The organism is Enterobacter sp. PL_is379, assembly GCF_055817355.1.
Window position 1 is genome coordinate 55,858 of sequence record NZ_JBVPGT010000027.1, and the last position, 22,087, is coordinate 77,944.

Here is a 22,087-nt window from a genome sequence, read left to right on the forward strand (position 1 = left end):
CAAATTCGTTGGGGATAGTGTGGCGTGTACATCAGATTTCCTGGTGTAACGAATTTTCAAGTGCTTCTTGCATAAGCAAGTTTTGATCCCGGTCATCCCCATGACCGGGATTTTTTTCGCCTTACCGATTGGCTTCAGACACGCTAAAGTCGTGAATATCAAGCTCGAAGGCCTCGGCCAGCTCACGATAGGTGTGATAATCCCTTCCGTTAACAATGACGTGGTCCGAATTGTCGTCCGTCCTGCGGACTTCTGACTCACTGATCTCATTGATGGCGGCCAGCAGGGCATCGACATCCACCTCGACTTCGCGCTTGATGGTGTCGCTGTACTCTTTATCGGTCTTCATTGCGGGGTTCCTCATTCAGCCGGGTCCATCGCTAAGTATAGACTGTAGATAAAAACGCCATTCACGCCGGGCGGCGATGTGCGTTTTTGCGTTTTGTTCTACACTGGCTCAAAACCAGAGGAGGAATGTATGAAGGTCAACGATCGGGTAACGGTTAAAACGGACGGTGGGCCACGCCGCCCGGGCGTGGTGCTGGCAATTGAAGAGTTTAGCGAAGGTACAATGTACCTGGTATCACTGGAAGACTACCCGCTCGGCATTTGGTTTTTTAACGAACTGGGGCATCCGGACGGTATTTTTGTTGAGAAGGCAGACTAGCACGGCGTCGGGTAGCACAGCGCGTGCCCGACAACCTCATAGAAGCAAAAATCTCTGGCCAGGCCAGAGATCAAAGGTAGGGTGCACAGGGTCTTAAGCGACTAACGCATGTTGACGAAAATCCCGTTCGTCACATTATCGGTCAGGCGTACCACGTGGTAGATCACTTGCTTATTATGCGTTTTAATTTTCCGTTTAATATTTCCTTTGTGTGACGAAACGGTTTTCGCTTTAATATTCATCTGGTCCGAGATCTGAATAGTTCCTTGTCCCGCCATCCACATTCGCAGCATACTTGATTCAGTCCTGCTTAATGATAGGGTGGGTAAGTTAACCGCTCCTACATTCTTAACTTCTTTATTCAAATAATCACCCAAAATGTCATCCAGCGACTCGGGTTTAATCGATTTAGAACTGATCAATAAATTTTTACGGACCAACAAATACTCATCGAAATGGATATTCGCGATCGCCATAAAAACAATAAACAGAGTTTTAGGATGCTGATTAATGATTTGCTTAATGTGCTGACTGTTGGCTGGATCGTGAATGAAACAGTCCTCATTAATAAACACCACGCCTGGTTTTAGTTCGTCACAAGCGGCTGCGAGTTCGTCAACGGTGTGTGCATCGTTGATGTCTCTCTTTCTTACCCCTCTGCTTGCCAGGTACCCGGTTAACCCTAGCCGGGTGTAGCTGCATAAATCCATAATGATCGTTGACATGGCATACCCTCACTCAATGCGTAACGATAATTCACCATCTGCCTGAGAGCTCAAAACAGCCATACGGGATGGAAAAAAATAATAAACCTGTGAGCATGACAAAGACTTTCAGGCGGACTCACTATCCCGTAAAGTTACGTATAATTTGCCAGGAATCTTCTTAAAGTAAAGTAAATATTAAGTATTGTGAGATGGTTAGAAACAATTAAACCGCGTCAGATATATCCTGGAAGATGTTTTTCGTGTTTTATTTTAGGAATATCCTCAGAAAGACAGTAGCAACAGTGCGGGCTATTATTTACGAGGCAGTTCGCTGACAATATCCGCTAACAGGTTGAATATCTCGCCGAATAAATGTTCACAGAAGGGAGCGATAAGTGGCATCAGTAATGACATTAATAAAATTCCAACCGTCAGCGTCAGCGGAAAACCAATGACAAACACCGAAAGCTGCGGCGCCATTCGGTTCAGTAAACCTAATGCCAGGTTGACGGTCAGCAGCAGGGTGATGATCGGCAGCGCCAGCATCAGCCCGTTCAGGAAGATCAGCCCCGCCGCGCGGGTGAGCGCCAGGAAAGCGTTGCTGTTCACCGGATTTTCGCCAATCGGCAGCGTATGGAACGTATCCACCAGCATGGAGATAAGCCACAGATGGCCGTTGAACGACAGGAACAGCAGCATGGCGAGCAGATCGATAATGCGCGCCAGCACGGGCATGTTGAGATGACTACCGGGATCAACAAACGTGGCGAACGATAACCCCATCTGCAGGCCGATCAGTTCCCCTGCGGTACGCACTGCGGCGAAGGCGAGCTGCATGGTAAAGCCGACGGCGACGCCAATCATCACCTGCTGCAGGGCGACCCACACCGCGTTCGCCGAGAAGATCGGAATATCCACAGGGGGGAGAGAGGGCGCGACGATAATGGAGATGATAATGCCCAGCCCCACCTTGACGCGCTTGGGTATCGATTTCTCGCTAAGAATGGGGGCGGTAGAGATCAGCGCCATGATGCGCAGCATCGGCCAGAAATAGACGCCGAGCCACTGAACCCACTGGTCGCTGGTGAAATGCAGCATCGTCAGGTCAGCCGATGATGTACGGCAGATTGGTAAACAGGTTGCGCATATAGTCCAGCAACAGGTTCAGCATCCACGGCCCGGCCACGATAATCGCCACGAAAACGGCGATGATTTTCGGGATGAATGACAGCGTCATTTCGTTAATCTGCGTGGCGGCCTGCAGAATGCTGATAATCAGACCGGTAACCAGCGCGACAAGCAGCAGTGGAGCGGCAACGGCAATCGCGATTTTCATCGCCTCCGTGCCCATCATCATGACCGATTCGGGTGTCATTGCCGTTCCTTAACTGTAGAAACTCTGCGCCAGCGAGCTGACCAGCAGCTGCCAGCCGTCGACCAGCACAAAAAGCATGATCTTAAAGGGCAGGGCAATGGTCGCGGGCGGCACCATCATCATCCCGAGCGCCATCAGGACGCTGGCGATCACCAGGTCGATAATCAGGAACGGAATAAAGATGGTAAAGCCAATCTGGAACGCGGTTTTCAGCTCGCTGGTGACATAGGCAGGCAGAAGAATACGCATTGGCACTGATTCCGGTCCCTGCAGCTCGCCGGTGTTGGACAGACGGGCAAAGAGGGCAAGGTCGGCTTCACGCGTCTGGCGCAGCATAAATTCTCGCAGCGGCTGCGCGCCTTTATCCAGCGCCTCCTGCATGGAGATTTTATCTTCGCTGAACGGCTGGTAGGCGTCGGTATAAATCTTATCGATCACCGGCGACATTATGAAGAAGGTCAAAAACAGTGCCAGCCCAAGCAGAACCTGGTTTGGCGGTGCGGAAGGGGTGCCCAGCGCGTTTCGCAGCAGACCAAAGACGATGATGATGCGGGTGAAGCTGGTCATCATCAGCAGGATGGCCGGAATAAACGTCAGCGAGGTGATGAACACCAGCGTCTGGACCGGAAGGGACCAGCTTTGTCCGCCGCCCGCGAGAGGGGTGGAGACCAGACCGGGCAGCTGTGCATAAACCGCAGGAGCAAACAGGCCAACGCCCGCAAGCGTCAGGGATAACAAACGGCGCATCAGGATCTCCCGGAACGCTTAAGCAAACTCTTCATGACGGACTGAAAATCCGCAGGGGCGTCTGCACGCTCGTCCACCACAGCAGGGGCGGGCGGCAGTTTATGCAATACGCTGATGTTTGAGGCCGTTACGCCCAGAACCAGACGCGCGTCGTCCACCTCGACGATGACCACGCGTTCGCGTGGCCCCAGCGTGGTGCTGGCGCTGACCTTCAGGCCGCGGGCACCGGCGGTTTTACCCGCCAGGCCAAAGCGCTTCGCCAGCCAGGCGGCGATAAGAATAAAGGCAATAATACCGAACAACGCCCCGCTCACCTGGAGCAGAGGCGAGCCGGGAACGGCAGAAGGTTGCGATAGTGTTGCCTGGGTTTTCATGCTTAACGGCTCAGACGACGCATACGTTCAGACGGGGTAATGATGTCGGTGATACGTACGCCGTATTTATCGGCCACCACCACCACTTCACCCTGAGCAATCAGATAGCCGTTGATCAGAATATCCAGCGGCTCACCGGCCAGACCGTCAAGGGCTACCACGGAGCCCTGCGTCAGGCGCAGTAGCTCTTTAATAGTCATGCGGGTGCGTCCCAGTTCAACGGTCAGCTTAACCGGGATATCCATAATCAGGTCGATGTCCTGCAGCGTGCCGCTGACATCACCGCCGCCGAGCTGCTGGAATACGGCATCCGCTGCGCTTTTGGCCGGGGTCGCTTTTTGCTCGTTTAACGCGTCAGCCCACAGATCGTCCAGTGCTCCGCTGTTTTCATCGGACGGATTGTTCATGTCACTCATTTGGGCTGTTCCTCATTCAGCGAATTCAAAATCGGGTTGATCAAGTGCTCAACGCGTAACGCATACTGACCGTTAATCGTGCCGTACTGGCTTGTCAGCACGGGGACACCATCCACATGGGCAATAATGCGGTCGGGTTTTTCTATCGGCAAAACATCACCGGGTTGTAATTTCAGGATCTGAGATAACCGCAGCGGGATATCGGCGAAGCTCGCCACCAGCTCAAGCTGCGAATGCTGGACCTGGCGGACCAGGTTCTCACGCCAGTTCTGGTCCTCGTTGCGGGAGTTCTCCAGCGGCGGGTTAACCAGCAGCTCGCGCAGTGGTTCGATCATGCTGAACGGTAGGCAGATGTTGAACTCGCCGGTCAGGTTACCGATCTCTACGTGGAACGGGGTGTTAACGACGATATCGTTCGGGGAGGTGGTGATATTGGTAAATTTCACCTGCATCTCAGAACGGACGTACTCCACTTCCAGCGGGTTAATCGCTTTCCACGCGTCGCTGTAGGACTCCAGCGCCAGCTTCAGCATGCGGTTAATGACGCGCTGTTCGGTGTGGGTGAATTCACGACCTTCTACTTTGGTCGGGAAACGCCCGTCGCCGCCGAACAGGTTATCCACCGCGATGAACACCAGGCTTGGGGAAAACACCACCAGACCGGTGCCGCGCAGCGGCTTCAGATGAATCAGGTTAAGGTTGGTTGGCACCGGCAGGTTGCGGGCAAACTCATGATACGGCTGAATGCGGATCGCACCGACCGTGATATCCGGGCTACGACGCAGCAGGTTAAACAGCCCCATACGGAACTGACGTGCAAAACGTTCGTTAATGATCTCCAGCGCCTGCAGACGTTCACGTACCACGCGACGCTGGGTATTCGGGTCATAGGGACGAATATCGCTATCGCCGCCAATACCCGGTTTAGGATCATCATTGTTATCGCTGTCGCCGTTGAGCAGCGCATCGATTTCTGCCTGAGAAAGAATACTGTCGCCCATGTCGTTACCGCAGAATGAATGCTGTATACAGAACGTCAGTGACTTCCTGCTTAGGTTGGCCGTTTACCAGCGGGATCGCCAGCGTTTGTTTAATGGCGTCGACCAGCTTTTGCTTACCCACATCGGTGGCCAGCGTCGAAGCGTCCTGACGAGAGAACAGCAGCAGAAGGCGGCTGCGCACTTCCGGAAGGTAATCGTTCAGACGTGAACGAGTGGCTTCATCTTTCAGGCGCAGCGTAATGCCAACATAAAGCACACGATCCGCATCACCCAGATTGACGGTGAAGGTATCCAGCGGGAAGAAAACTGGAGCCGGCGGAGGCGGCGCTTCAGCTTTGGCTGCAGCGGTGGTAGGTTTCTGCTGCATACGCCAGTAACTATAGCCCGCGGTGGCGCAGGCGGCGAGCGTGATCAACACCAGCAGCGGGATCCAGATGGAGCGCTTACTTTTTTTGGTGATAGCGGAGTCAGTCATCTGATACGAGCTTCCTGTTTCGGTACAGCTTAATAAGGTGATTATCCCGTGTCCTGCTGTCGTCAAAGCGTGGAAAAGACGGGGATAATCACGCTACCTCTGGCGTTTAGGCGAAGATGTCTACGGCACTGTTACCGCGTGCGGCGGATTGCAGGGCAGCAGGAACAGGCAGTAGTTCATCGCTCTCTTCATTAAAACCGCCGGCGTTGCCGGAACGCGAAGCCTGGTGCTGCTGCTGGGATGAGGACTGCTGCTGCCCGGCAAAGCTCTCGCTGCTGACGCTGCTCTGCGCAAGCTGAATGCCGTTCTCCGCCAGTGAGGTCCGCAGTACCGGCAGCGCGGCTTCCAGCGCCGCACGAACATGGCTGTGCGCAGAGACCATCTGCAGCTGCGCCTGGTTATCATCCAGCTTAAGCGAAATTTGCACCTGACCCAGATCTTCCGGGTGCAGACGCAGCTCGGCTGTCTGCTGGCCCTGTTTAGTGAACAGGGTGATGTGCTGGCTCAGGGATTGCTGCCATTCGTGGGTGCCCAGAGGCTGGCTTAACACCGGCGCGGTGGCGACGGTAGCGGCCGTCTGACTGGTCGCATGGCTGGACATAATCGGTGCCAGGGTAGCCGTTGGGGAGGCTGAGGAGGAGGAACTGGCGAGCTCCTGCTTCTCTGCCGCCGCGGCCAGGGCCGGGGTTGTCGGCGCGTTGCCCGACAGGGCAGGTTCGTTATTTTTCACCTGGCTCTGATAAGGCGTAGAATTCTGCGCTTTATCATGGCTTCCCGCAGGCGCGTTCAGGGACGGTTGGTCCGCACCATTGTGCGAAAGCGTCGCGGAATTCAGCGTTGCGGTGGCCGAAACGCCGTCACTGCCCGCCACGCGAGAGGCGGTAGTTTGCTGGTGCGGCAGCATCGCCATCAGGGCGCTCAATCCGGCCAGTTCTTCTTCGCTCAGCTCGCTTTTACCGTCATCCTTGCTGTTTGCCGCATTGAGCGTCTTCAGTGCGTCACCTTTGGACAGCGGAACCAGCCCGGAAACCAGCGTATCAAGCGAGGTGATGGGCGACGTTTCATTGCCATTCAGCGCGGTTTGGCGCGAGAGCAGGTCGGCAATTTTGGCCTGCAGGGTGGTATCCCCTTTGGCGTCCTGAGCCTCTTTTGACAGCTTACTGCCGGCGGCTTTCAGGTCAGCCAGGGTCAGCGGCGCATCTTTGCCCTTGCCCGTTGCGTCCGACAGGGCGCCCGCCAGCAGAGAGAGAAAGTCCTGTGCACCGTCGGTGCCTTTCCCTGTTTGCGTGCCGCCTGACAGGTCGCTGTCGCTCATCAGCAGTTGTTGCAGTGTGATCATTCCGGTTTCCTCATTGATGCGCGCTGGGCAAACTCATCCATTTTCTTCTGATCCAGACGGTTTTCCGCCAGGGTCGTTGCCGCGATCTGTCGGTCCTGTAAAGTCTGCCAGGCCTGCAGCCGCTGCTTCTTCTCACGCCAGAAATTCAGCGCGGTATCGACTTTCTGGGTCCACTGGTTAAGCTGCTGGCGATGCTGATCTATCGCCTTCTCCAGCGTCTGGATAAACTGCTGATAGTTAATCCAGCGCTGGCTTCCAATGCCCTGTGTCATATCGGTATTGAGGTTGGTGCGATATTCATGCTGATAGTCGATCAACATCTTCAACTGTTCTTCAGCCTGCTGGCACCCGCGTCGCATTGCGCCAAGCTGCAATGCGGCATCATCAACTTCTTTTTCAGCCAGATCTTTCAGCGTTGATAACGCGCTGTTTTGCGCCATGACCTTCGCCCTCCACCTGTGTTACACCTGCGGGAAAATCAGCTCCAGTGCCTGAATTGAATCTTCCCAGTCGGCGCGTTCAAAAATGCCTTGTTGCAAAAATGCCTCCAGCTGCGGCCACAGGGTAATCGCTTTGTCGAGCATCGGGTCGCTGCCTTTGGCATACGCCCCCACGCTGACCAGATCGCGGTTGCGCTGGAAGCTGGAGAGGAGTTGTTTAAAGTTACGCACGCGGGCGTAATGCTTCTCGGTTATCAGCGCCGTCATTGCGCGGCTGATAGAGGCTTCAATATCAATGGCCGGATAGTGCCCGGCTTCGGCCAGACGACGCGACAGCACAATATGACCGTCAAGGATCGCGCGCGCGGAGTCGGCAATCGGGTCCTGCTGGTCATCGCCTTCGGTCAGTACCGTATAGAACGCGGTGATGGAGCCGCCGCCGCTGATGCCGTTCCCCGCGCGCTCAACGAGGGCAGGGAGTTTGGCGAAGACCGAAGGCGGGTAGCCTTTGGTCGCCGGTGGCTCACCGATGGCCAGCGCGATTTCACGCTGCGCCATCGCGTAGCGGGTCAGGGAATCCATGATCAGCAGCACGTGCTTGCCGCGGTCGCGGAAATCTTCGGCAATACGGGTGGCATACGCGGCACCCTGCATACGCAGCAGCGGCGACACGTCCGCCGGCGCGGCGATGACCACCGAGCGGGCGCGGCCTTCCGCTCCCAGAATGTTTTCAATGAAATCTTTAACTTCGCGACCACGTTCGCCGATCAGGCCTACAACGATCACATCAGCCTGCGTGTAGCGCGCCATCATGCCGAGCAGGACGGATTTACCCACGCCTGACCCGGCGAACAGGCCCATACGTTGCCCGCGTCCCACGGTCAGCAGGGCGTTAATCGGGCGCACGCCGGTGTCGAGCACATGCTCGATAGGGGTTCGCTGCAGGGGGTTAAACGGTTGGGTGATCAGCGCGCCGGTTTCGGTGGTGTCCGGGGAGGGCAGTCCGTCGAGCGGCTTCCCGCTGCCGTCCAGCACGCGGCCCAGCAGGGCAGGGCCAAGCGGCAGCTGCTTCCCGCTTTGCAGCCCGTCGCCAGACGTGTTTTTGGCATACACGCGCGCGCCGGGCAGAATGCCTTCCACCTCTTCAAGCGGCATCAGGAACAGGCGCTGGCCGTTGAACCCGACTACTTCGCTTTCCACTTCACGCGTTTCCAGACCGTCCTGACGCTCGATCACGCAGGTCGCGCCCAGCGGCAGCTGCAGGCCGGTGGCCTCCAGTACCAGACCGGTGGCGCGCGTCAGTCGCCCATAACGACGAACAGATGGCAGTTGCGCCATCTTCGTCTCAAAGTTGTCGAGCGTGGTGAGCCAGCGGGTGAGGCGCGCAGTCATCAGACGACTCCCGGTGCCGCCAGGCGGCACAGTTCCTGCCAGCGGGTGGCGACGCTGGCATCCAGGTCACCTTCATCGGCAGAGACTTTGCAGCCGCCGTGATGTAACGACGGGTCACCGCGCAGGCGCCAGCCGTGCAGGTTTAGCGTCGCGCCCAGGCTCTCTTCCACGCGCTGCAGATCGTCCGGATGGACGCGCAGCTGCGGCTTCCCGCTGAACAGCGGCTCCTGCTGAAGCAGACCCTGAATTTGTTTGATAAGCGCCGTGTTATCCACCACGGGCGTCTGGCCGATCACCTGACGCGCGGCTTCCAGCGCCATCTGCATCAGTCGCGAGGCAATCACGCTGTCCAGCGCGTCCAGCGTGTGCTGAAACTCGCTGACCAGCTGCTGCATGCGGGCATGGATCGGCGCCTGCTGCTGGCGCGCCTGATCGATACCGTGCTCTAACCCTTTCGACAGACCTTCCTGGTACCCCAGCTCGTGGCCTTTCTGTCGGCCTTCGTTCAGACCGGCATTGTAGCCCTGCTCGTGCGCCTGCATTTGCAGCTGAGCCAGCATCTGTGCTTGCTGCTCTTCTTCGCTCAGCTCGGGCTGCTCGACGTCCGGGTCAAGCTCCTCGGTCGGGATCGCGGCTGGCGTGAACTCGGAGAGGGGAGGAGCCAGATCGTCCGGCGTCCAGCGCTTCCACGGCAGCTCATTAGACATAGGTGTCGTCTCCGCTGCCAATCACCATCTCGCCGGTTTCCGCCAGACGACGAACAATAAGCAGAATGGCTTTCTGTTCGTTTTCCACCTGAGACAGACGAACCGGGCCGCGGTTGGCAAGATCGTCGCGCAGGATATCGGCCGCACGCTGAGACATGTTGCGCAGGAATTTCTCGCGCAGCGGCTGCTCGGCGCCTTTGAGGGCGATAAGCAGCGACTCGGAATCCACTTCCTGGAGCAGGCGCTGGATGCTGCGGTCGTCCACTTCGACGAGGTTCTCGAACAGGAACATCTCGTCGATGATTTTCTGTGCCAGCTCGCCGTCGAATTCGCGAACCGCTGTAATGACCGCCTCTTCCTGCTGCGTTTTCATCAGGTTGATGATTTCCGCCGCCGTTCTCACGCCGCCCATTTTGCTGCGCTTGAGGTTCTGGCCGTCGAGCAGGTTGTTGAGCACCTCGGTCAGCTCCGCCAGCGCGGCAGGCTGGACGCCGCCGAAGGTGGCGATACGCAGCATCACGTCGTGACGCAGGCGCTCTTCGAACAGCGCCAGAATATCGGCCGCCTGACCACGTTTAAGGTGGACAAGGATGGTGGCGATAATCTGCGGGTGCTCGTCGCGAATAAGGTCGGCAGCACTCTGTGGTTCCATAAAGTTGAGCGTTTCGATACCGCTGGCGGTATCGCGGGTTTCCAGAATGTCTTCCAGCAGGCTGGAGGCACGCTCTTCGCCCAGCGCCTTGACCAGCACGGAACGGAGGTAGTCGTTGGCGTTGATGTTCAGCGCGGCAAACTGTTCGGCTTCCTGTTCAAACTCTGCCAGCACTTCAGTCAGCTGCTTGTTGGAGATCTGACGCACGTTGGCCATGGCCGCACTGAGAATTTGCACTTCTCGCTGGGAGAGGTGTTTAAACACCTCTGCCGCGCGATCTTCGCCAATGGTCATCAGCAGGATGACGCTTTTATCGGTGCCCGTAAGCGTATTACTCATGTTCGTTACCCATCCACTGGCGAATGACCAGCGCCACGACGCGCGGATCGTTATCTGACATTTCGCGAATGCGCTGGCTCATGACCTCAGCGCCCATGCGCTGGTTAGCACGACGCTGCTGCATCTGTTCATCTTTGCTGAGACGCACTTCAACCGCTTCTTCCGTTTCCTGACGCGCATTCATCTGCTCGCGAGCCGCTTTTTCGGCTTCAGCGCGGCGCTGGAGCTGCGGACGAACGCCCTTACGCCACAGCAGCCACGCGACAATCAGCACCAGCAGCCAGCGGCCTGCGGACATCAGTTGGTCGATAAACGCCTGCTGTTGCCAGAACGGCAGTTCACCGCCGGTCTCTTCAACCGAGTTGAACGGTGAGTTCACCACGTTGAGGGTATCGCCGCGCTTCTCGGAGTAACCCATCGCTTCACGGGTCAGGTTTTCAATCTGCTTCATCTGCTCGGCGGTCAGCGGCAACGGTTTGCCATCCGCCAGCGTTTTGTAGTTCACCACTACCGCAACGGAAAGACGCTGAATATCGCCCACGTTCAGTTTAGTGTGGCGAATCGTCCGGTCCACTTCATAGTTCGTGGTTTCGTTACGACTGCTGGTACGCGGACCGGCGTTACTGGCCGTTGAGGTGGTCTGCTGATTATTTTGCTGACCGTTCTGCTGATTGGCCGGAGGCGTAGAGATCGGCGCCGCGTTAGCCGGGGCCGGCTGGTTAGACAACGCACCCGGCACGCCGCCTGGGTATGCACCGCCGACCTGCTCGTTCGAATTGATCTGGCGTGAACGCATGACCGCCTGAGCCGCATCGCCGTTCGGGCTGTATTGTTCTTCAGTTTGTTCTTTATTCGCGAAGTCGATCTGCGCGGTAACCTGCGCGTGCACGTTGCTGTTACCCACAACCGGGCCGAGGATCGCTTCAATACGACGCTGGAGACGGCTTTCGACATCGGCGGCATATTTCAGCTGCGCGTCATTGAGATCGCGACCGGCGGTATTGGATTGCGTCAGCAGGTGACCGCTCTGGTCAACCAGCGTTACGTTACCCGGCGGCAGACCGGCGACGGCGCTGGAGACGAGATGCGTCACCGCGCTGATTTGCCCTTCGTCCAGCGCGCGGCCAGGTTCGAGGTTCACGGTAACGGAAGCCGAAGGTGATTTCTGTTCACGGACAAATAAAGAAGGTTTAGGCATCGCCAGGTGCACGCGGGCACTCTTCACCGGGCCTAATGTTTCAATGGTGCGGGCCAGTTCACCTTCCAGCGCACGCTGGTAGTTCACCTGCTCGCTGAACTGGCTGATACCGAATTTTTCCTGATCCAGCAGCTCAAAACCCACCGCGCCGCCCTTCGGCAGCCCCTGCTGAGCCAGACGCAGACGCAGTTCGTGCACCTTATCTGCCGGTACCTCAAGCGCACCGCCATTATCGGCAAAGCGATAAGGGATGTTCATCTGGGTAAGCTGGGTGACGATGGCGCCGCCATCCTGATCGGAAAGGTTACTGTAGAGTGTCCGGTAATCAGGGCTTTTCGCCCACAGGACCATCGCTACAAGGATCGCAATTGCGGCAGCGCCTGCCACGATCAACGGGATTTTAGGATTCGCGCGAAGGCGGTTCATCCACTCGAGTGATTTATTCTGCGGCGCTGTCGATGCTGTTGCACTCATTGCGCACCTCTTAAATCCTGGTGGTTTACGTTATTCGTGTAGAGAAACAAAACTGACTCCCGGGTCGGCAAACACGACAAAAGTTCCATATTGATGGCCCTGCCATTATTTGATGATTCGTGATTTTCTATGGGTCAAATAACCTGGTTTTTTCATGCTATTTACCGCCATTATCTTATTGACAAGCTGTTAGTCTTGACCGCGTAAAAAACCATCCAGGGGAAAGTCATGGCTATACAGGGCATTGAAGGGGTAATCAGTCAGTTGCAGGCAACGGCGATGACGGCCCGTAATCAGAATGTGGCAGATCAGCAGCCGAGCATCAGCTTCGCAGGGCAACTGCATGCCGCTCTTGACCGTATCAGTGATACCCAGACCGCAGCGCGCACTCAGGCAGAAAAGTTCACCCTCGGTGAGCCGGGCGTGGCGCTGAATGATGTGATGACCGATTTGCAAAAAGCCTCGGTTTCCCTGCAGATGGGGATCCAGGTGCGTAACAAGCTGGTGTCGGCCTATCAAGAGGTCATGGGGATGCAGGTTTAAGACCTGGCGATCTTCGCTGGCAGCCGCAGCGCTTTAATGCCACAATATTTTTTTCTTCGAATGCAGGAAAGATGATGAAAAAAATAGCAATTGCTGGCGCGCTGCTGGCACTGACCGGGTGCGTTCAGGTCGATAACTATAACGACGTGATTAAGCATCCTGTCCCGGCGCATCTGGCGGGGTACTGGCAGTCGAAAGGGCCGCAGAGCAACATGGTCAGCCCGAATGCGATTGCCACGCTGGTGGTGACGGAGGAGGGCGATACGCTGGACTGCCGTCAGTGGCAGCGCGTGATTGCCGTGCCGGGTAAAATCATGCTGCGTTCAGACAGTTATTACAACGTGACGCGTAAGCTCGATATCTATCCGCTGGAGCGCGATGGCTTGACGCTTGAGTACGACGGGCTGGAGCTGCAGAAGGTCGATCGCCCAACGGTTGAGTGTGCCGATTACCTGAGCAAGAATCCGCTGGCGAGTAAACTGCCCTAAAGGTAAACGCAAAACGGCAACCTCGTTGCCGTTTTTGGTGTTTGCGCCCTCTCCCTGTGGGAGAGGGACGGGGTGAGGGCATCAGGCCGCACGTTTCCCGTTCTACAGCGCATCCTCTATTACCCACACGCTCACGCTTCCGCCTTTGCAGGTAAAAGTGCCTTCGCCATCCGCCGCCGTAGTGATGGTTTCTTCGCGATTGCCGAGAAAATCCCGCCACGTTTTGTTGCCGTAGTTTTCCCCAAGACAAATCACTTTTTCACCATCGTCCCCGTTTGACATCACCACCACGCAGCCGGGATCGTCATCCGTGCCGCTGCGGCTGAAGGCAATGCAGTTAGGATGGTCGAAAAACAGCGTCTGCACGCCGTGGGCAAAACGCTGACGCGCGAGGATCAGCTCGTGAAGCTGCTCAATGACCGGCATATCAATATGGTACGTTTCACCGTCTCCTCCCGTGTCGTCATAGCTGGCGCCGAAGAGGTCCGGATAAAAGACGCTTGGCACGCCATTTTCCCGCAGCAGGATCAGCGCATACGCCAGCGGTTTAAACCAGGCTTCGACCGGCGCTTCGAGCGCCTGCAGAGGCTGGGTGTCATGGTTCGCGACGAGGGTGACCGCATGAAACGGATCGGCTTCCACCAGGGTACCGGTGAAGATTTGGCTCATGTCGTAATCCCGACCCTGACGTGACGCCTCGTGGAATTTCATCTGCAGGGGAGCATCAAACAGCATGGTTTTGCCTTCGACCTGGTCAATATAGGCCTGAAGTTTATCCACCTCGTGGGACCAGTATTCCGCCACGATAAACAGCGGCTGGTCGGCGACCTCCTGGACGTGCTCAATCCACTCTTTGTAAAACCAGGCGGGAATATGCTTAACGGCGTCCAGACGAAAACCGTCGCAGCGCGTCTGTTCCATGACCCAACGGGCCCAGTATTTGATCTCCTCGGTGACGGCGTGATTGCGAAAGTCGATATTTTCGCCCATCAGGTAATCGAAGTTACCCATCTCATCATCAACCTGATCGTTCCAGCCTTCGCCGGTGTAGTCGTTGACGATTTGAAAGATACCGTCTTCATCAGGGTTTTCAATGTGGTCGACGCCGCTGAAGCATTTGTAATCCCAGATGAACTGTGAATACTGCCCGGCGCGGGCGGGGAAGGTGTAGCGAGTCCAGGCTTCGCACTCAATGATCTCGTCATCGATTTGCGTGCGGTCCTGTTCGTTTACGCGCTGAACGCGGACAGATTCCTTCTCATCTGCACCCATTTTGTGGTTGACTACCACGTCCAGCAGCACGGCAATGTCGTTGCTTTTGAGGGCGTTAATGGCCTCCAGCAGCTGCGCTTTGTCGCCGTATTTCGTGGCAATACTGCCTTTCTGGTCAAACTCGCCGAGATCGAACAGGTCGTAAGAGTCATAGCCGACAGAATACCCGCCGGACGCACCTTTGTAGGCGGGCGGCAGCCAGATCATGTTGATGCCGATTTCGTTAAGATTGGGAGCTAACGCCGTGACCTCTCGCCACAATTCACCGCCAGCAGGGTAATACCAGTGAAAACATTGTAACAGGGTGGGGTTTTTCATCATCCTTGCTCCAGAAGCCGGTTGGCAGACTTCTGGAGTATGGATGAAGAAATCATAGTTGTGTGTCGCGGGTAAAACTTTCTGGATAAAGAATATTCCCTGACAGCTTTCCATAGGTAGAAGTGATGGATTGCTGTTTACCGGTTTGATCAATCAGACTGCGCAGTTCGTCCATGCGGACTTTCAACAGTGCCTTTAGCGCATTCTCATTTTCAAGGATCATTTCCAGCAGCGCACGCGCTTGCTCAACCTGAGCCGGAGGGCATGACATGATGGGCGTTTGCGAAATCTTTTCCACCAGTTGTACGTAATGCATTTCCTGCTCGATAAGCGCATCCCATTGACCAGAATGTGCGAGATTTAGCATAGCAATGCTCTGAGCATGTAGCGCCTGCCAGTGGCTAAGCGCTGCGCTGGGATTATTCATCAAAAATTATCCTGATATAGAGGACGCATTGGGGCCGATTTGCTTCCACGCATCCGCAATGTTGTTTAATAAACCCTCGACTTCAACAATTGCGTCTACGTCATTACTGACATTCGCCAGTAACAAACGTCGAACCATATATTCGTACAAGGAGGCAAGGTTACCGGACAACTCGCTCTCAACCTCCATGTTCAGTCCTGCTTTTAAACCGTTGTCGATGATGTTGATGGCTTTGGATAAGGCTTCGCCTTTTTCGCGAATTTGTCCGGCTTCCATGAACAAACGCGCGCGAACAAGGGCGCTATGCGCCCCGTCGAACAACATGACAATCAGCTGGTGTGGACTGGCATTCATGACTGCGCTTTCGACTCCTATCTGCTGATAGGATTGAACACCAGAGGTCTTATACATATCCACTCCTGAAGGCTACGACTACTTTTGTGAGAACTGTTGGGTCAGGTAGTTGGCTGTACTGGTCATTTTGGTGACTAATACGTCCAGACTGGTGAACTGGGTTTTGTAACGTGCCATGGTGGCTTCAATTTGAGCATCCATGGCATCGTAACGTTCGCCCAGCGTTTTCAGCGTTTTGTTGATCCCGTCTTTCGCGTTCTGGATCACCCCGGCGCTGCCGGTACTGGTGCTGAGCATGGTGGTCAGCGTGTTGTTCATCTGGGTCGCCATGCCGGTTTTCTTTCCGTCACCGACAAAATACTGCTGTACGGCGTTCGGGTTGTCGGTCAGCGCTTTTTTCAGCTTATCGGTGTCGACTTTCAGGTTACCGACGGTACCGTCCGCGCCTTTCACCGGGTCCTGGGTAATCCCCAACTGGGCCATGATCTGAATGGAGCCGGTCTGCACTTCGGTCAGCAGGCCGCGCAGCTGAGACTGAACCCCACGCACGTTCGCATCACCGACCAGCGCGCCGTTGCTGGTAGACTGGCTGCCGGAGCCTGCATCGACCGGAACATACTTCGTCAGGCTGTTAATGGTAGACTGCAGCGAGTTATACGCTGTGACCCAGTCAGTGATCGCCTTCTGGTTCGCATCCGTTGCGCGTGAAACCTCAAGGGTTTCGTCTGCCGTGCTTTGCGCTTTAACGCTGAAGGTGACCCCAGGCAGCGCATCGGTAATGGTATTTGACTGGCGCTCGATCGAGATGTTGTTCACCACCACAATCGCGTTCTGTGCGGCGGTATTCACCGTCAGCGCGCCCGTTTTGGTGGTTGAATCGTAGCCAATGGCGCTTTGCAGCTTGGCGTCGCCGGTAACGCTTACCGTCATCGCACCATCGGTACCGGTGGTTTTTGACGACAGCATCAGGCGGTAATCACCGTCTTTCGCTTTAATGACGCTGGCGGTGACGTTGCCGTTCGCTTTATTAATGGCGCTCGCGATCCCGGCCAGAGACGTATCGCCATCTGCCAGGGTGACCTCTAAAGGCGTTGTGGTACCCGGCTGGGTGATGGTGATTTTACGCGTTGTACCTGTCGTATCGCCCAGCAGATCCGTGTTGTTAGCATAGGAGCCGGTAGTGAGTGCCTGTGCTTTCGCAACCTGGTTGACGTTGACAACAAAGGAACCCACGGACGCGTCAGCCGTTGTGGTGGCAGTAAAGGCCGTGTTGGTGCTGCTAACGGACGTTGAGTTCCAGGTGGTTGCTTTACCCAGTGCAGCGGTCGCAGTCTGCAGCGATGTCATGGCGCTCTGCAGCTTGCCGTAAGCACTTAGCTGTGCGTTATACGTTGATTGCTGGGAAGTAATCGTCGTCAGCTTGGTTTTCTCTGCCGCTTCCAACTGATTATATAAATCCCCGAGTCCTGCAGAACCTATCCCGAGGTTACTGATAGTAGCCATGCATATTTTCCTTAAAATACGAAAGTAGTTCAGGACTCTTATCGGCCTCTCAAGGTAAAAGTTTACGATGGCGAGAAAAAAATAATCCAAAGAATAGACGCGTCCTGGCGGGGTAAATGAAAGGATTGCACTTTAGGGTCATTATCACTGCATTGAAAACACGAATAAGTGTGTGCCTTTTTTGTCATCTCTTTGTGCATTTAAAAAGCGTAAATAATAAGCCTCTGGCGGACCTTAATTGATTTTTTAAAAATAAAATCATTAATAATCATACGCTTGTAATTTTTTCAAAATTGATTCTAAAGTCTTTTGGGGACCCGTCGATAACCTTGTTGACGGTGAGAGACGCTGTGAGTGTTAGGCACCGGACCTAAAACCCAATTTTTGAAGGAAACAAAATTATGGCAGTTATCAATACTAACCTGTTGTCCCTGACCACTCAGAACAACCTGAACAAATCTCAGTCTTCTCTGGGCACTGCTATCGAGCGTCTGTCTTCCGGTCTGCGTATTAACAGCGCGAAAGACGATGCTGCTGGCCAGGCGATTGCAAACCGCATGACCGCTCAGATCAAAGGGATGACCCAGGCTGCACGTAACGCCAACGACGGTATCTCCATGGCGCAGACTGCTGAAGGTTCTCTGAACGAAATCAACAACAACTTGCAGCGCGTTCGTGAACTGGCTGTTCAGGCAAGCAACGGCACCAACAGCGCATCTGACCTGGCTTCTCTGCAGGATGAAGTTACCGCTCGTCTGGCTGAAATCGACCGTGTTGCGGGCAAAACTGACTTCAACGGCATCAAACTGCTGGACGGCACTGCAGGTACTGCTGGTGTGGTTAAAATTCAGGTTGGCGTTAACGACGGCGACACCATCAACCTGGATCTGAGCGGCGCTAAAGCTGACTCTACTACTCTGGGCGTGAACGCTATCGACCTGAAAGCAATGACCGCTACTGACCTGAACACCATCGACAAAGCTATCGCTACCGTTGATAAAGCACGTTCTGGTCTGGGTGCTGTGCAGAACCGCTTCACTTCTGCAATCAACAACCTGAACAACACCTCTAACAACCTGTCTGCTGCTCAGTCCCGTATCCAGGACGCTGACTACGCAACTGAAGTTTCCAACATGTCCCGCGCGCAGATCCTGCAGCAGGCTGGTACTTCTGTTCTGTCTCAGGCAAACCAGGTTCCACAGACCGTTCTGTCTCTGCTGCGTTAATATTACGCGTGAAACCCCGCTTCGGCGGGGTTTTTTTATCTCTGCTATTTGAGAATCCGCCTGTGAAACAAATCAGTGTCACTCAACCAAAGCTGGTCGCAGATTTTTCATGTGTCGGTGGGGAATGCCGTGAACATTGTTGTCAGGGCTGGACCATCGCGTTTGATAAATCCTCCGTTAACCGTTACCTGAACAGCAAAAATGCCGCCATTCGTCATACGGCGAAAACGGCGATAAAAGTTACCAAAAAACAGTATGGCAACTGGGGCGAAGTGATTTTCCATACGGAAAGTAAAAACTGCCCGTTTATGGATACTGAAAAACTCTGTTCTATTCATAGCGCCATGGGCGCGCAGGCGTTAAGCCCAACCTGTTCGTCGTTTCCACGAACAAACCGGGTCTATAAAAATGAAATCGAAAAATCGCTGAACCTCTCGTGTCCGGAAGTGACCCGACTTCTGTTGAACGATCGGGAGTCTATGTCGATGATGGAATCTGTCATTGTCCAGCAGGACGTCAATACTGCGCCAATGATTGATTTAAAAGCAAAGGTCATCAATCTCTTCTGCCAGAACCTTTTCAGCGTTGAAGCGGTCTGCGTTGAAGAGCAGGTTTACGCCGTGGTGAAATTCCTCATGGTGGCTGAAAAGCTCGAGAATCTCGAAGAGAATATCGGCACGCTTGAAACGGTTTATTTCTCGCTGGTTAACGAACTGGTGAGCGGTAAAATCAAAACGGAACTGGGCGGGTTTAATCAGAACTACAGCCTGAAATTCGCGTTAATTTCGCTTATTCAGAGCTACTTTACGAAGAAAGCGACCGCTCGCGGCGGCGCGGTATTAAACCGCTATTTTACTCAGCTTTATCAACAGTTCGAATCTGTCGGTGATGCCGTACCGGCAGAGAAGGTCATGGAGAACATCGAGTCCGTCTGGCGCGATGTGGCGGGCAGTTACCTGGCGACCAATGACCATTTATTTAAGAACTTTTTTAAATACAAACTCTGGGAGCAGGGCTTCCCACAGAACAATGGCCGCAGCATGTTGAATAATCTTTATTTAATCGTTGCGGAGTTCTATTTCCTGAAAACGTTACTTGCCGGTCAGGCTCTCGTGGCGGGAAAAATTGAACAAGATAATATTATTGATGTTATTTACAGCTTCCACTCCCTTAGCCAGCATAATCAGGAAGCGGGAAAGCTCTTTCATCAACATATAGATAGCGTCAAACTGGGCGACGATCTTTCATTGTTACAACTGTTAATTTAGGCAGAAAAGTTGCCCCTGTTGTGGGCAACCTCAGAATAACCTCATTTTATCCCCCTTTTTCATCCAATTGAACGCCCTGCAGAATCGGATAATCATGCCGATAACTCAACTAACGCAGGGCTGTTTATCGTGAATTCACTCTATACCGCTGAAGGTGTAATGGATAAACACTCGCTGTGGCAGCGTTATGTCCCGCTGGTGCGTCACGAAGCATTGCGCCTCCAGGTGCGCTTGCCGGCGAGCGTGGAACTCGACGATCTGCTACAGGCGGGCGGTATCGGGTTATTGAATGCAGTTGACCGATACGACGCTCTGCAAGGAACGGCATTTACGACTTACGCAGTTCAGCGTATTCGTGGTGCGATGCTGGACGAGCTGCGCAGCCGCGACTGGGTGCCGCGCAGTGTTCGCCGCAACGCGCGCGAAGTGGCGCATGCGATGGGGCAGCTGGAACAGGAACTGGGACGTAACGCAACGGAAACCGAAGTGGCGGAACGTCTTGGCATTGCTGTTGAAGAGTATCGTCAGATGTTGCTCGATACCAATAATAGCCAACTCTTCTCTTATGACGAGTGGCGCGAAGAGCATGGCGATAGCATCGAGCTGGTGACGGATGAGCACCAGCAAGAAAACCCGTTACACCATTTAATGGAAGGGAATTTACGCCAGCGCGTCATGGAGGCTATTGAAGCTCTGCCTGAACGCGAACAGCTGGTATTGACCCTTTATTACCAGGAAGAGCTTAACCTCAAAGAGATTGGCGCTGTTCTGGAGGTGGGAGAGTCGCGGGTGAGCCAGCTGCACAGCCAGGCCATTAAACGCTTACGAACCAAGCTGGGTAAGTTATAGGTGATTGATTCACCTGAAAAATGCCGCACAACGTATTGACAACCAGGAGTTATCATGACGGTGCAGCAATCTAAAAGACGGCCTTTAAGCCGCTACCTGAAAGACTTTAAACACAGCCAGACGCATTGCGCCCACTGTAACAAGTTACTCGATCGTATCACGCTGGTTCGCCGGGGCGAAATCGTCAATAAGATTGCGATTTCGCGTCTCGACACGTTGATGGACGAAGCAGCATGGCTCGAAGAGCAAAAAGAGTGGGTGGCGCTTTGCCGTTTCTGTGGGGATCTCCACTGCAAAGAGCAAAGCGACTTCTTCGACATCATCGGCTTCAAGCAATTCCTGTTTGAACAAACGGAGATGAGCCACGGCACCGTTCGCGAATATGTGGTTCGTCTGCGTCGCCTTGGGCAACATCTGACCGTAAACAATATTTCTCGCGATCTGCTGAAAACCGGTTATCTGGATGAAAATCTGGAGCCGTGGCTGCCTGCGACCAGCACCAATAACTACCGAATTGCGCTGCGCAAGTATGCGCAATACAAGGTACAAATGCCGGGTGCCATAAAGCAGAAAGCCCACGCCGGAACAACTTCTGATATATATTAAAAAAGAATAAGATGTAGCGCAGTCGCCTTTGACGTTGCAGGCGATTTCTCTACACTACGTAAAAATTCCACTATATCGGGGTATTTATGAAATTTGCACTTCTGGGTCGTCAGGCGCTGATGGGTGTTATGGCCGTTGCGCTGGTTGTGGGCATGAGCGTGAAAACGTTCGCCGCAGAAAACCTGCTGAATAAAGTAAAAGAGCGCGGTACGCTGCTGGTTGGGCTGGAAGGAACGTATCCTCCGTTCAGCTTCCAGGGCGATGACGGTAAGCTGACCGGTTTCGAAGTGGAGTTTGCTGAAGAGCTGGCGAAGCACCTCGGCGTTAAAGCGTCACTGAAACCGACCAAATGGGACGGTATGCTGGCGTCGCTGGATTCCAAACGTATTGATGTGGTGATTAATCAGGTGACCATTTCTGACGAGCGTAAGAAGAAGTATGACTTCTCTACGCCGTACACCGTGTCCGGTATTCAGGCGCTGGTGAAGAAAGGCAACGAAGGCGGGATTAAAACTGCCGCAGACCTGAAAGGGAAGAAAGTCGGTGTTGGTCTGGGGACTAACTACGAAGAGTGGCTGCGCCAGAACGTGCAGGGCGTGGATATCCGCACCTATGATGATGACCCGACGAAATACCAGGATCTGCGCGTGGGCCGTATCGACGCCATTCTGGTTGACCGCCTGGCAGCGCTGGATCTGGTGAAGAAAACCAACAACACCCTGGCGGTAGCGGGTGATGCGTTCTCTCGTCAGGAATCAGGCGTGGCCGTGCGTAAAGGTAACGAAGACCTGGTCAAAGCGATTGATTCCGCGATTGCTGACATGCAAAAAGACGGAAGCCTGAAAGCGCTCTCCGAGAAGTGGTTCGGTGCAGACGTCACGAAATAAGTTTCTGACGTAAAAAAAGGCGCTTTTAAAAGCGCCTTTTTTA

The 22,087-nt window shown here is 54.5% G+C and carries 26 protein-coding genes and 1 pseudogene; 8 read left to right on the forward strand and 19 right to left on the reverse strand.

Annotation, left to right across the window (positions count from 1 at the left end; translation table 11 throughout):
• Positions 1-121: 121 nt before the first annotated feature.
• Entirely contained in the window at positions 122-349 is a 228-nt protein-coding gene (gene yodD / locus AC0TOY_RS09635; protein ID WP_148769029.1) for a YodD family peroxide/acid resistance protein, read from the reverse strand.
• A gap of 129 nt (positions 350-478) precedes the next feature.
• On the opposite strand from yodD, the gene dsrB reads away from it, so the two are divergent.
• A complete protein-coding gene (dsrB, locus tag AC0TOY_RS09640; protein WP_008500312.1) occupies positions 479-667 on the forward strand; it encodes a protein DsrB in 189 nt (62 codons plus the stop codon).
• Positions 668-768: 101 nt separating this feature from the next.
• Here dsrB and rcsA read toward each other — a convergent pair whose 3' ends face one another.
• The 14 genes and pseudogenes from rcsA to fliF all read right to left on the reverse strand — a co-directional run bounded on the left by rcsA (position 769) and on the right by fliF (position 12,303).
• A complete protein-coding gene (rcsA, locus tag AC0TOY_RS09645) occupies positions 769-1,392 on the reverse strand; it encodes a transcriptional regulator RcsA (protein ID WP_008500313.1) in 624 nt (207 codons plus the stop codon).
• Positions 1,393-1,679: 287 nt separating this feature from the next.
• Positions 1,680-2,472: pseudogene (gene fliR / locus AC0TOY_RS09650) on the reverse strand (flagellar biosynthetic protein FliR); the annotation flags it as partial.
• A 7-nt stretch (positions 2,473-2,479) separates the two neighbouring features.
• The gene (gene fliQ, locus AC0TOY_RS09655; protein WP_008500315.1) at positions 2,480-2,749 is read right to left on the reverse strand and encodes a flagellar biosynthesis protein FliQ; all 270 of its coding nucleotides are present in this window, start codon (positions 2,747-2,749) and stop codon (positions 2,480-2,482) included.
• A gap of 9 nt (positions 2,750-2,758) precedes the next feature.
• On the reverse strand, positions 2,759-3,496 hold the full coding sequence (fliP, locus tag AC0TOY_RS09660; protein ID WP_024909733.1) for a flagellar type III secretion system pore protein FliP: 738 nt from the start codon (positions 3,494-3,496) through the stop codon (positions 2,759-2,761).
• A complete protein-coding gene (gene fliO / locus AC0TOY_RS09665; protein WP_032641435.1) occupies positions 3,496-3,870 on the reverse strand; it encodes a flagellar biosynthetic protein FliO in 375 nt (124 codons plus the stop codon). The genes fliP and fliO overlap by 1 nt, the downstream gene beginning before the upstream one ends.
• Before the next feature lie 2 nt (positions 3,871-3,872).
• Positions 3,873-4,286 carry a flagellar motor switch protein FliN gene (gene fliN / locus AC0TOY_RS09670; protein ID WP_008500318.1) on the reverse strand — a complete coding sequence of 138 codons (414 nt, stop codon included), beginning with the start codon at positions 4,284-4,286 and terminating at the stop codon, positions 3,873-3,875.
• A complete protein-coding gene (fliM, locus tag AC0TOY_RS09675; RefSeq protein ID WP_023336184.1) occupies positions 4,283-5,287 on the reverse strand; it encodes a flagellar motor switch protein FliM in 1,005 nt (334 codons plus the stop codon). Before fliM ends, fliN begins: the two co-directional genes overlap by 4 nt.
• A gap of 4 nt (positions 5,288-5,291) precedes the next feature.
• Positions 5,292-5,762, reverse strand: coding sequence for a flagellar basal body-associated protein FliL (fliL, locus tag AC0TOY_RS09680; RefSeq protein ID WP_048990615.1), 471 nt, complete (start codon positions 5,760-5,762; stop codon positions 5,292-5,294).
• Between the two features lie 106 nt (positions 5,763-5,868).
• Complete coding sequence (fliK, locus tag AC0TOY_RS09685) at positions 5,869-7,101, reverse strand: flagellar hook length control protein FliK (protein ID WP_473721777.1); 1,233 nt, start codon at positions 7,099-7,101, stop codon at positions 5,869-5,871.
• Positions 7,098-7,541 carry a flagellar export protein FliJ gene (gene fliJ / locus AC0TOY_RS09690; protein ID WP_023312304.1) on the reverse strand — a complete coding sequence of 148 codons (444 nt, stop codon included), beginning with the start codon at positions 7,539-7,541 and terminating at the stop codon, positions 7,098-7,100. The genes fliK and fliJ overlap by 4 nt, the downstream gene beginning before the upstream one ends.
• Before the next feature lie 21 nt (positions 7,542-7,562).
• Entirely contained in the window at positions 7,563-8,933 is a 1,371-nt protein-coding gene (gene fliI / locus AC0TOY_RS09695; protein ID WP_008500325.1) for a flagellar protein export ATPase FliI, read from the reverse strand.
• Positions 8,933-9,640 carry a flagellar assembly protein FliH gene (fliH, locus tag AC0TOY_RS09700; RefSeq protein WP_024909763.1) on the reverse strand — a complete coding sequence of 236 codons (708 nt, stop codon included), beginning with the start codon at positions 9,638-9,640 and terminating at the stop codon, positions 8,933-8,935. Before fliH ends, fliI begins: the two co-directional genes overlap by 1 nt.
• Positions 9,633-10,631, reverse strand: a complete 999-nt coding sequence (gene fliG / locus AC0TOY_RS09705; protein ID WP_023312301.1) for a flagellar motor switch protein FliG — start codon at positions 10,629-10,631, stop codon at positions 9,633-9,635. Before fliG ends, fliH begins: the two co-directional genes overlap by 8 nt.
• Positions 10,624-12,303, reverse strand: coding sequence for a flagellar basal-body MS-ring/collar protein FliF (fliF, locus tag AC0TOY_RS09710; RefSeq protein WP_024909764.1), 1,680 nt, complete (start codon positions 12,301-12,303; stop codon positions 10,624-10,626). Before fliF ends, fliG begins: the two co-directional genes overlap by 8 nt.
• A 228-nt stretch (positions 12,304-12,531) precedes the next feature.
• On the opposite strand from fliF, the gene fliE reads away from it, so the two are divergent.
• Together fliE and yedD are read left to right on the forward strand one after the other, a co-directional pair.
• A complete protein-coding gene (fliE, locus tag AC0TOY_RS09715) occupies positions 12,532-12,846 on the forward strand; it encodes a flagellar hook-basal body complex protein FliE (RefSeq protein WP_008500329.1) in 315 nt (104 codons plus the stop codon).
• Between the two features lie 74 nt (positions 12,847-12,920).
• Positions 12,921-13,334 (forward strand): lipoprotein YedD, encoded by a 414-nt coding sequence (yedD, locus tag AC0TOY_RS09720; protein ID WP_024909765.1) that lies wholly within the window; start codon positions 12,921-12,923, stop codon positions 13,332-13,334.
• A gap of 102 nt (positions 13,335-13,436) precedes the next feature.
• On the opposite strand, the gene amyA is transcribed toward yedD, so the two are convergent.
• Genes amyA through fliD form a run of 4 tightly spaced genes read right to left on the reverse strand, consistent with a single transcriptional unit; the run spans position 13,437 to position 17,208 of the window.
• Positions 13,437-14,924, reverse strand: a complete 1,488-nt coding sequence (gene amyA, locus AC0TOY_RS09725; RefSeq protein WP_473721810.1) for an alpha-amylase — start codon at positions 14,922-14,924, stop codon at positions 13,437-13,439.
• 52 nt (positions 14,925-14,976) lie between these two features.
• Positions 14,977-15,351: a flagella biosynthesis regulatory protein FliT gene (fliT, locus tag AC0TOY_RS09730; RefSeq protein WP_024909767.1), complete on the reverse strand. Its 375-nt coding sequence runs from the start codon at positions 15,349-15,351 to the stop codon at positions 14,977-14,979.
• 6 nt (positions 15,352-15,357) lie between these two features.
• Entirely contained in the window at positions 15,358-15,762 is a 405-nt protein-coding gene (gene fliS, locus AC0TOY_RS09735) for a flagellar export chaperone FliS (protein WP_023312296.1), read from the reverse strand.
• Between the two features lie 21 nt (positions 15,763-15,783).
• The gene (gene fliD, locus AC0TOY_RS09740) at positions 15,784-17,208 is read right to left on the reverse strand and encodes a flagellar filament capping protein FliD (protein ID WP_024909768.1); all 1,425 of its coding nucleotides are present in this window, start codon (positions 17,206-17,208) and stop codon (positions 15,784-15,786) included.
• A gap of 401 nt (positions 17,209-17,609) precedes the next feature.
• On the opposite strand from fliD, the gene AC0TOY_RS09745 reads away from it, so the two are divergent.
• From AC0TOY_RS09745 to tcyJ, 5 genes are all read left to right on the forward strand, one after another.
• The gene (locus tag AC0TOY_RS09745; protein WP_023312294.1) at positions 17,610-18,434 is read left to right on the forward strand and encodes a flagellin N-terminal helical domain-containing protein; all 825 of its coding nucleotides are present in this window, start codon (positions 17,610-17,612) and stop codon (positions 18,432-18,434) included.
• A gap of 62 nt (positions 18,435-18,496) precedes the next feature.
• On the forward strand, positions 18,497-19,702 hold the full coding sequence (gene fliB, locus AC0TOY_RS09750; protein WP_032646306.1) for a flagellin lysine-N-methylase: 1,206 nt from the start codon (positions 18,497-18,499) through the stop codon (positions 19,700-19,702).
• 129 nt (positions 19,703-19,831) lie between these two features.
• On the forward strand, positions 19,832-20,551 hold the full coding sequence (locus tag AC0TOY_RS09755; RefSeq protein ID WP_014170714.1) for an RNA polymerase sigma factor FliA: 720 nt from the start codon (positions 19,832-19,834) through the stop codon (positions 20,549-20,551).
• Positions 20,552-20,605: 54 nt separating this feature from the next.
• Positions 20,606-21,157: a flagella biosynthesis regulatory protein FliZ gene (gene fliZ, locus AC0TOY_RS09760; RefSeq protein ID WP_008500339.1), complete on the forward strand. Its 552-nt coding sequence runs from the start codon at positions 20,606-20,608 to the stop codon at positions 21,155-21,157.
• Between the two features lie 86 nt (positions 21,158-21,243).
• Positions 21,244-22,044 (forward strand): cystine ABC transporter substrate-binding protein, encoded by an 801-nt coding sequence (gene tcyJ / locus AC0TOY_RS09765; protein WP_473721778.1) that lies wholly within the window; start codon positions 21,244-21,246, stop codon positions 22,042-22,044.
• Positions 22,045-22,087 lie beyond the last annotated feature (43 nt).

What these genes read in the sequence shown, in the direction of transcription:
- yodD (WP_148769029.1), bottom strand. Translation starts at nt 349, where the DNA reads ATGAAGACCGATAAAGAGTACAGCGACACCATCAAGCGCGAAGTCGAG.
- dsrB (WP_008500312.1), top strand. Translation starts at nt 479, where the DNA reads ATGAAGGTCAACGATCGGGTAACGGTTAAAACGGACGGTGGGCCACGC.
- rcsA (WP_008500313.1), bottom strand. Translation starts at nt 1,392, where the DNA reads ATGTCAACGATCATTATGGATTTATGCAGCTACACCCGGCTAGGGTTA.
- fliQ (WP_008500315.1), bottom strand. Translation starts at nt 2,749, where the DNA reads ATGACACCCGAATCGGTCATGATGATGGGCACGGAGGCGATGAAAATC.
- fliP (WP_024909733.1), bottom strand. Translation starts at nt 3,496, where the DNA reads ATGCGCCGTTTGTTATCCCTGACGCTTGCGGGCGTTGGCCTGTTTGCT.
- fliO (WP_032641435.1), bottom strand. Translation starts at nt 3,870, where the DNA reads ATGAAAACCCAGGCAACACTATCGCAACCTTCTGCCGTTCCCGGCTCG.
- fliN (WP_008500318.1), bottom strand. Translation starts at nt 4,286, where the DNA reads ATGAGTGACATGAACAATCCGTCCGATGAAAACAGCGGAGCACTGGAC.
- fliM (WP_023336184.1), bottom strand. Translation starts at nt 5,287, where the DNA reads ATGGGCGACAGTATTCTTTCTCAGGCAGAAATCGATGCGCTGCTCAAC.
- fliL (WP_048990615.1), bottom strand. Translation starts at nt 5,762, where the DNA reads ATGACTGACTCCGCTATCACCAAAAAAAGTAAGCGCTCCATCTGGATC.
- fliK (WP_473721777.1), bottom strand. Translation starts at nt 7,101, where the DNA reads ATGATCACACTGCAACAACTGCTGATGAGCGACAGCGACCTGTCAGGC.
- fliJ (WP_023312304.1), bottom strand. Translation starts at nt 7,541, where the DNA reads ATGGCGCAAAACAGCGCGTTATCAACGCTGAAAGATCTGGCTGAAAAA.
- fliI (WP_008500325.1), bottom strand. Translation starts at nt 8,933, where the DNA reads ATGACTGCGCGCCTCACCCGCTGGCTCACCACGCTCGACAACTTTGAG.
- fliH (WP_024909763.1), bottom strand. Translation starts at nt 9,640, where the DNA reads ATGTCTAATGAGCTGCCGTGGAAGCGCTGGACGCCGGACGATCTGGCT.
- fliG (WP_023312301.1), bottom strand. Translation starts at nt 10,631, where the DNA reads ATGAGTAATACGCTTACGGGCACCGATAAAAGCGTCATCCTGCTGATG.
- fliF (WP_024909764.1), bottom strand. Translation starts at nt 12,303, where the DNA reads ATGAGTGCAACAGCATCGACAGCGCCGCAGAATAAATCACTCGAGTGG.
- fliE (WP_008500329.1), top strand. Translation starts at nt 12,532, where the DNA reads ATGGCTATACAGGGCATTGAAGGGGTAATCAGTCAGTTGCAGGCAACG.
- yedD (WP_024909765.1), top strand. Translation starts at nt 12,921, where the DNA reads ATGAAAAAAATAGCAATTGCTGGCGCGCTGCTGGCACTGACCGGGTGC.
- amyA (WP_473721810.1), bottom strand. Translation starts at nt 14,924, where the DNA reads ATGAAAAACCCCACCCTGTTACAATGTTTTCACTGGTATTACCCTGCT.
- fliT (WP_024909767.1), bottom strand. Translation starts at nt 15,351, where the DNA reads ATGAATAATCCCAGCGCAGCGCTTAGCCACTGGCAGGCGCTACATGCT.
- fliS (WP_023312296.1), bottom strand. Translation starts at nt 15,762, where the DNA reads ATGTATAAGACCTCTGGTGTTCAATCCTATCAGCAGATAGGAGTCGAA.
- fliD (WP_024909768.1), bottom strand. Translation starts at nt 17,208, where the DNA reads ATGGCTACTATCAGTAACCTCGGGATAGGTTCTGCAGGACTCGGGGAT.
- AC0TOY_RS09745 (WP_023312294.1), top strand. Translation starts at nt 17,610, where the DNA reads ATGGCAGTTATCAATACTAACCTGTTGTCCCTGACCACTCAGAACAAC.
- fliZ (WP_008500339.1), top strand. Translation starts at nt 20,606, where the DNA reads ATGACGGTGCAGCAATCTAAAAGACGGCCTTTAAGCCGCTACCTGAAA.
- tcyJ (WP_473721778.1), top strand. Translation starts at nt 21,244, where the DNA reads ATGAAATTTGCACTTCTGGGTCGTCAGGCGCTGATGGGTGTTATGGCC.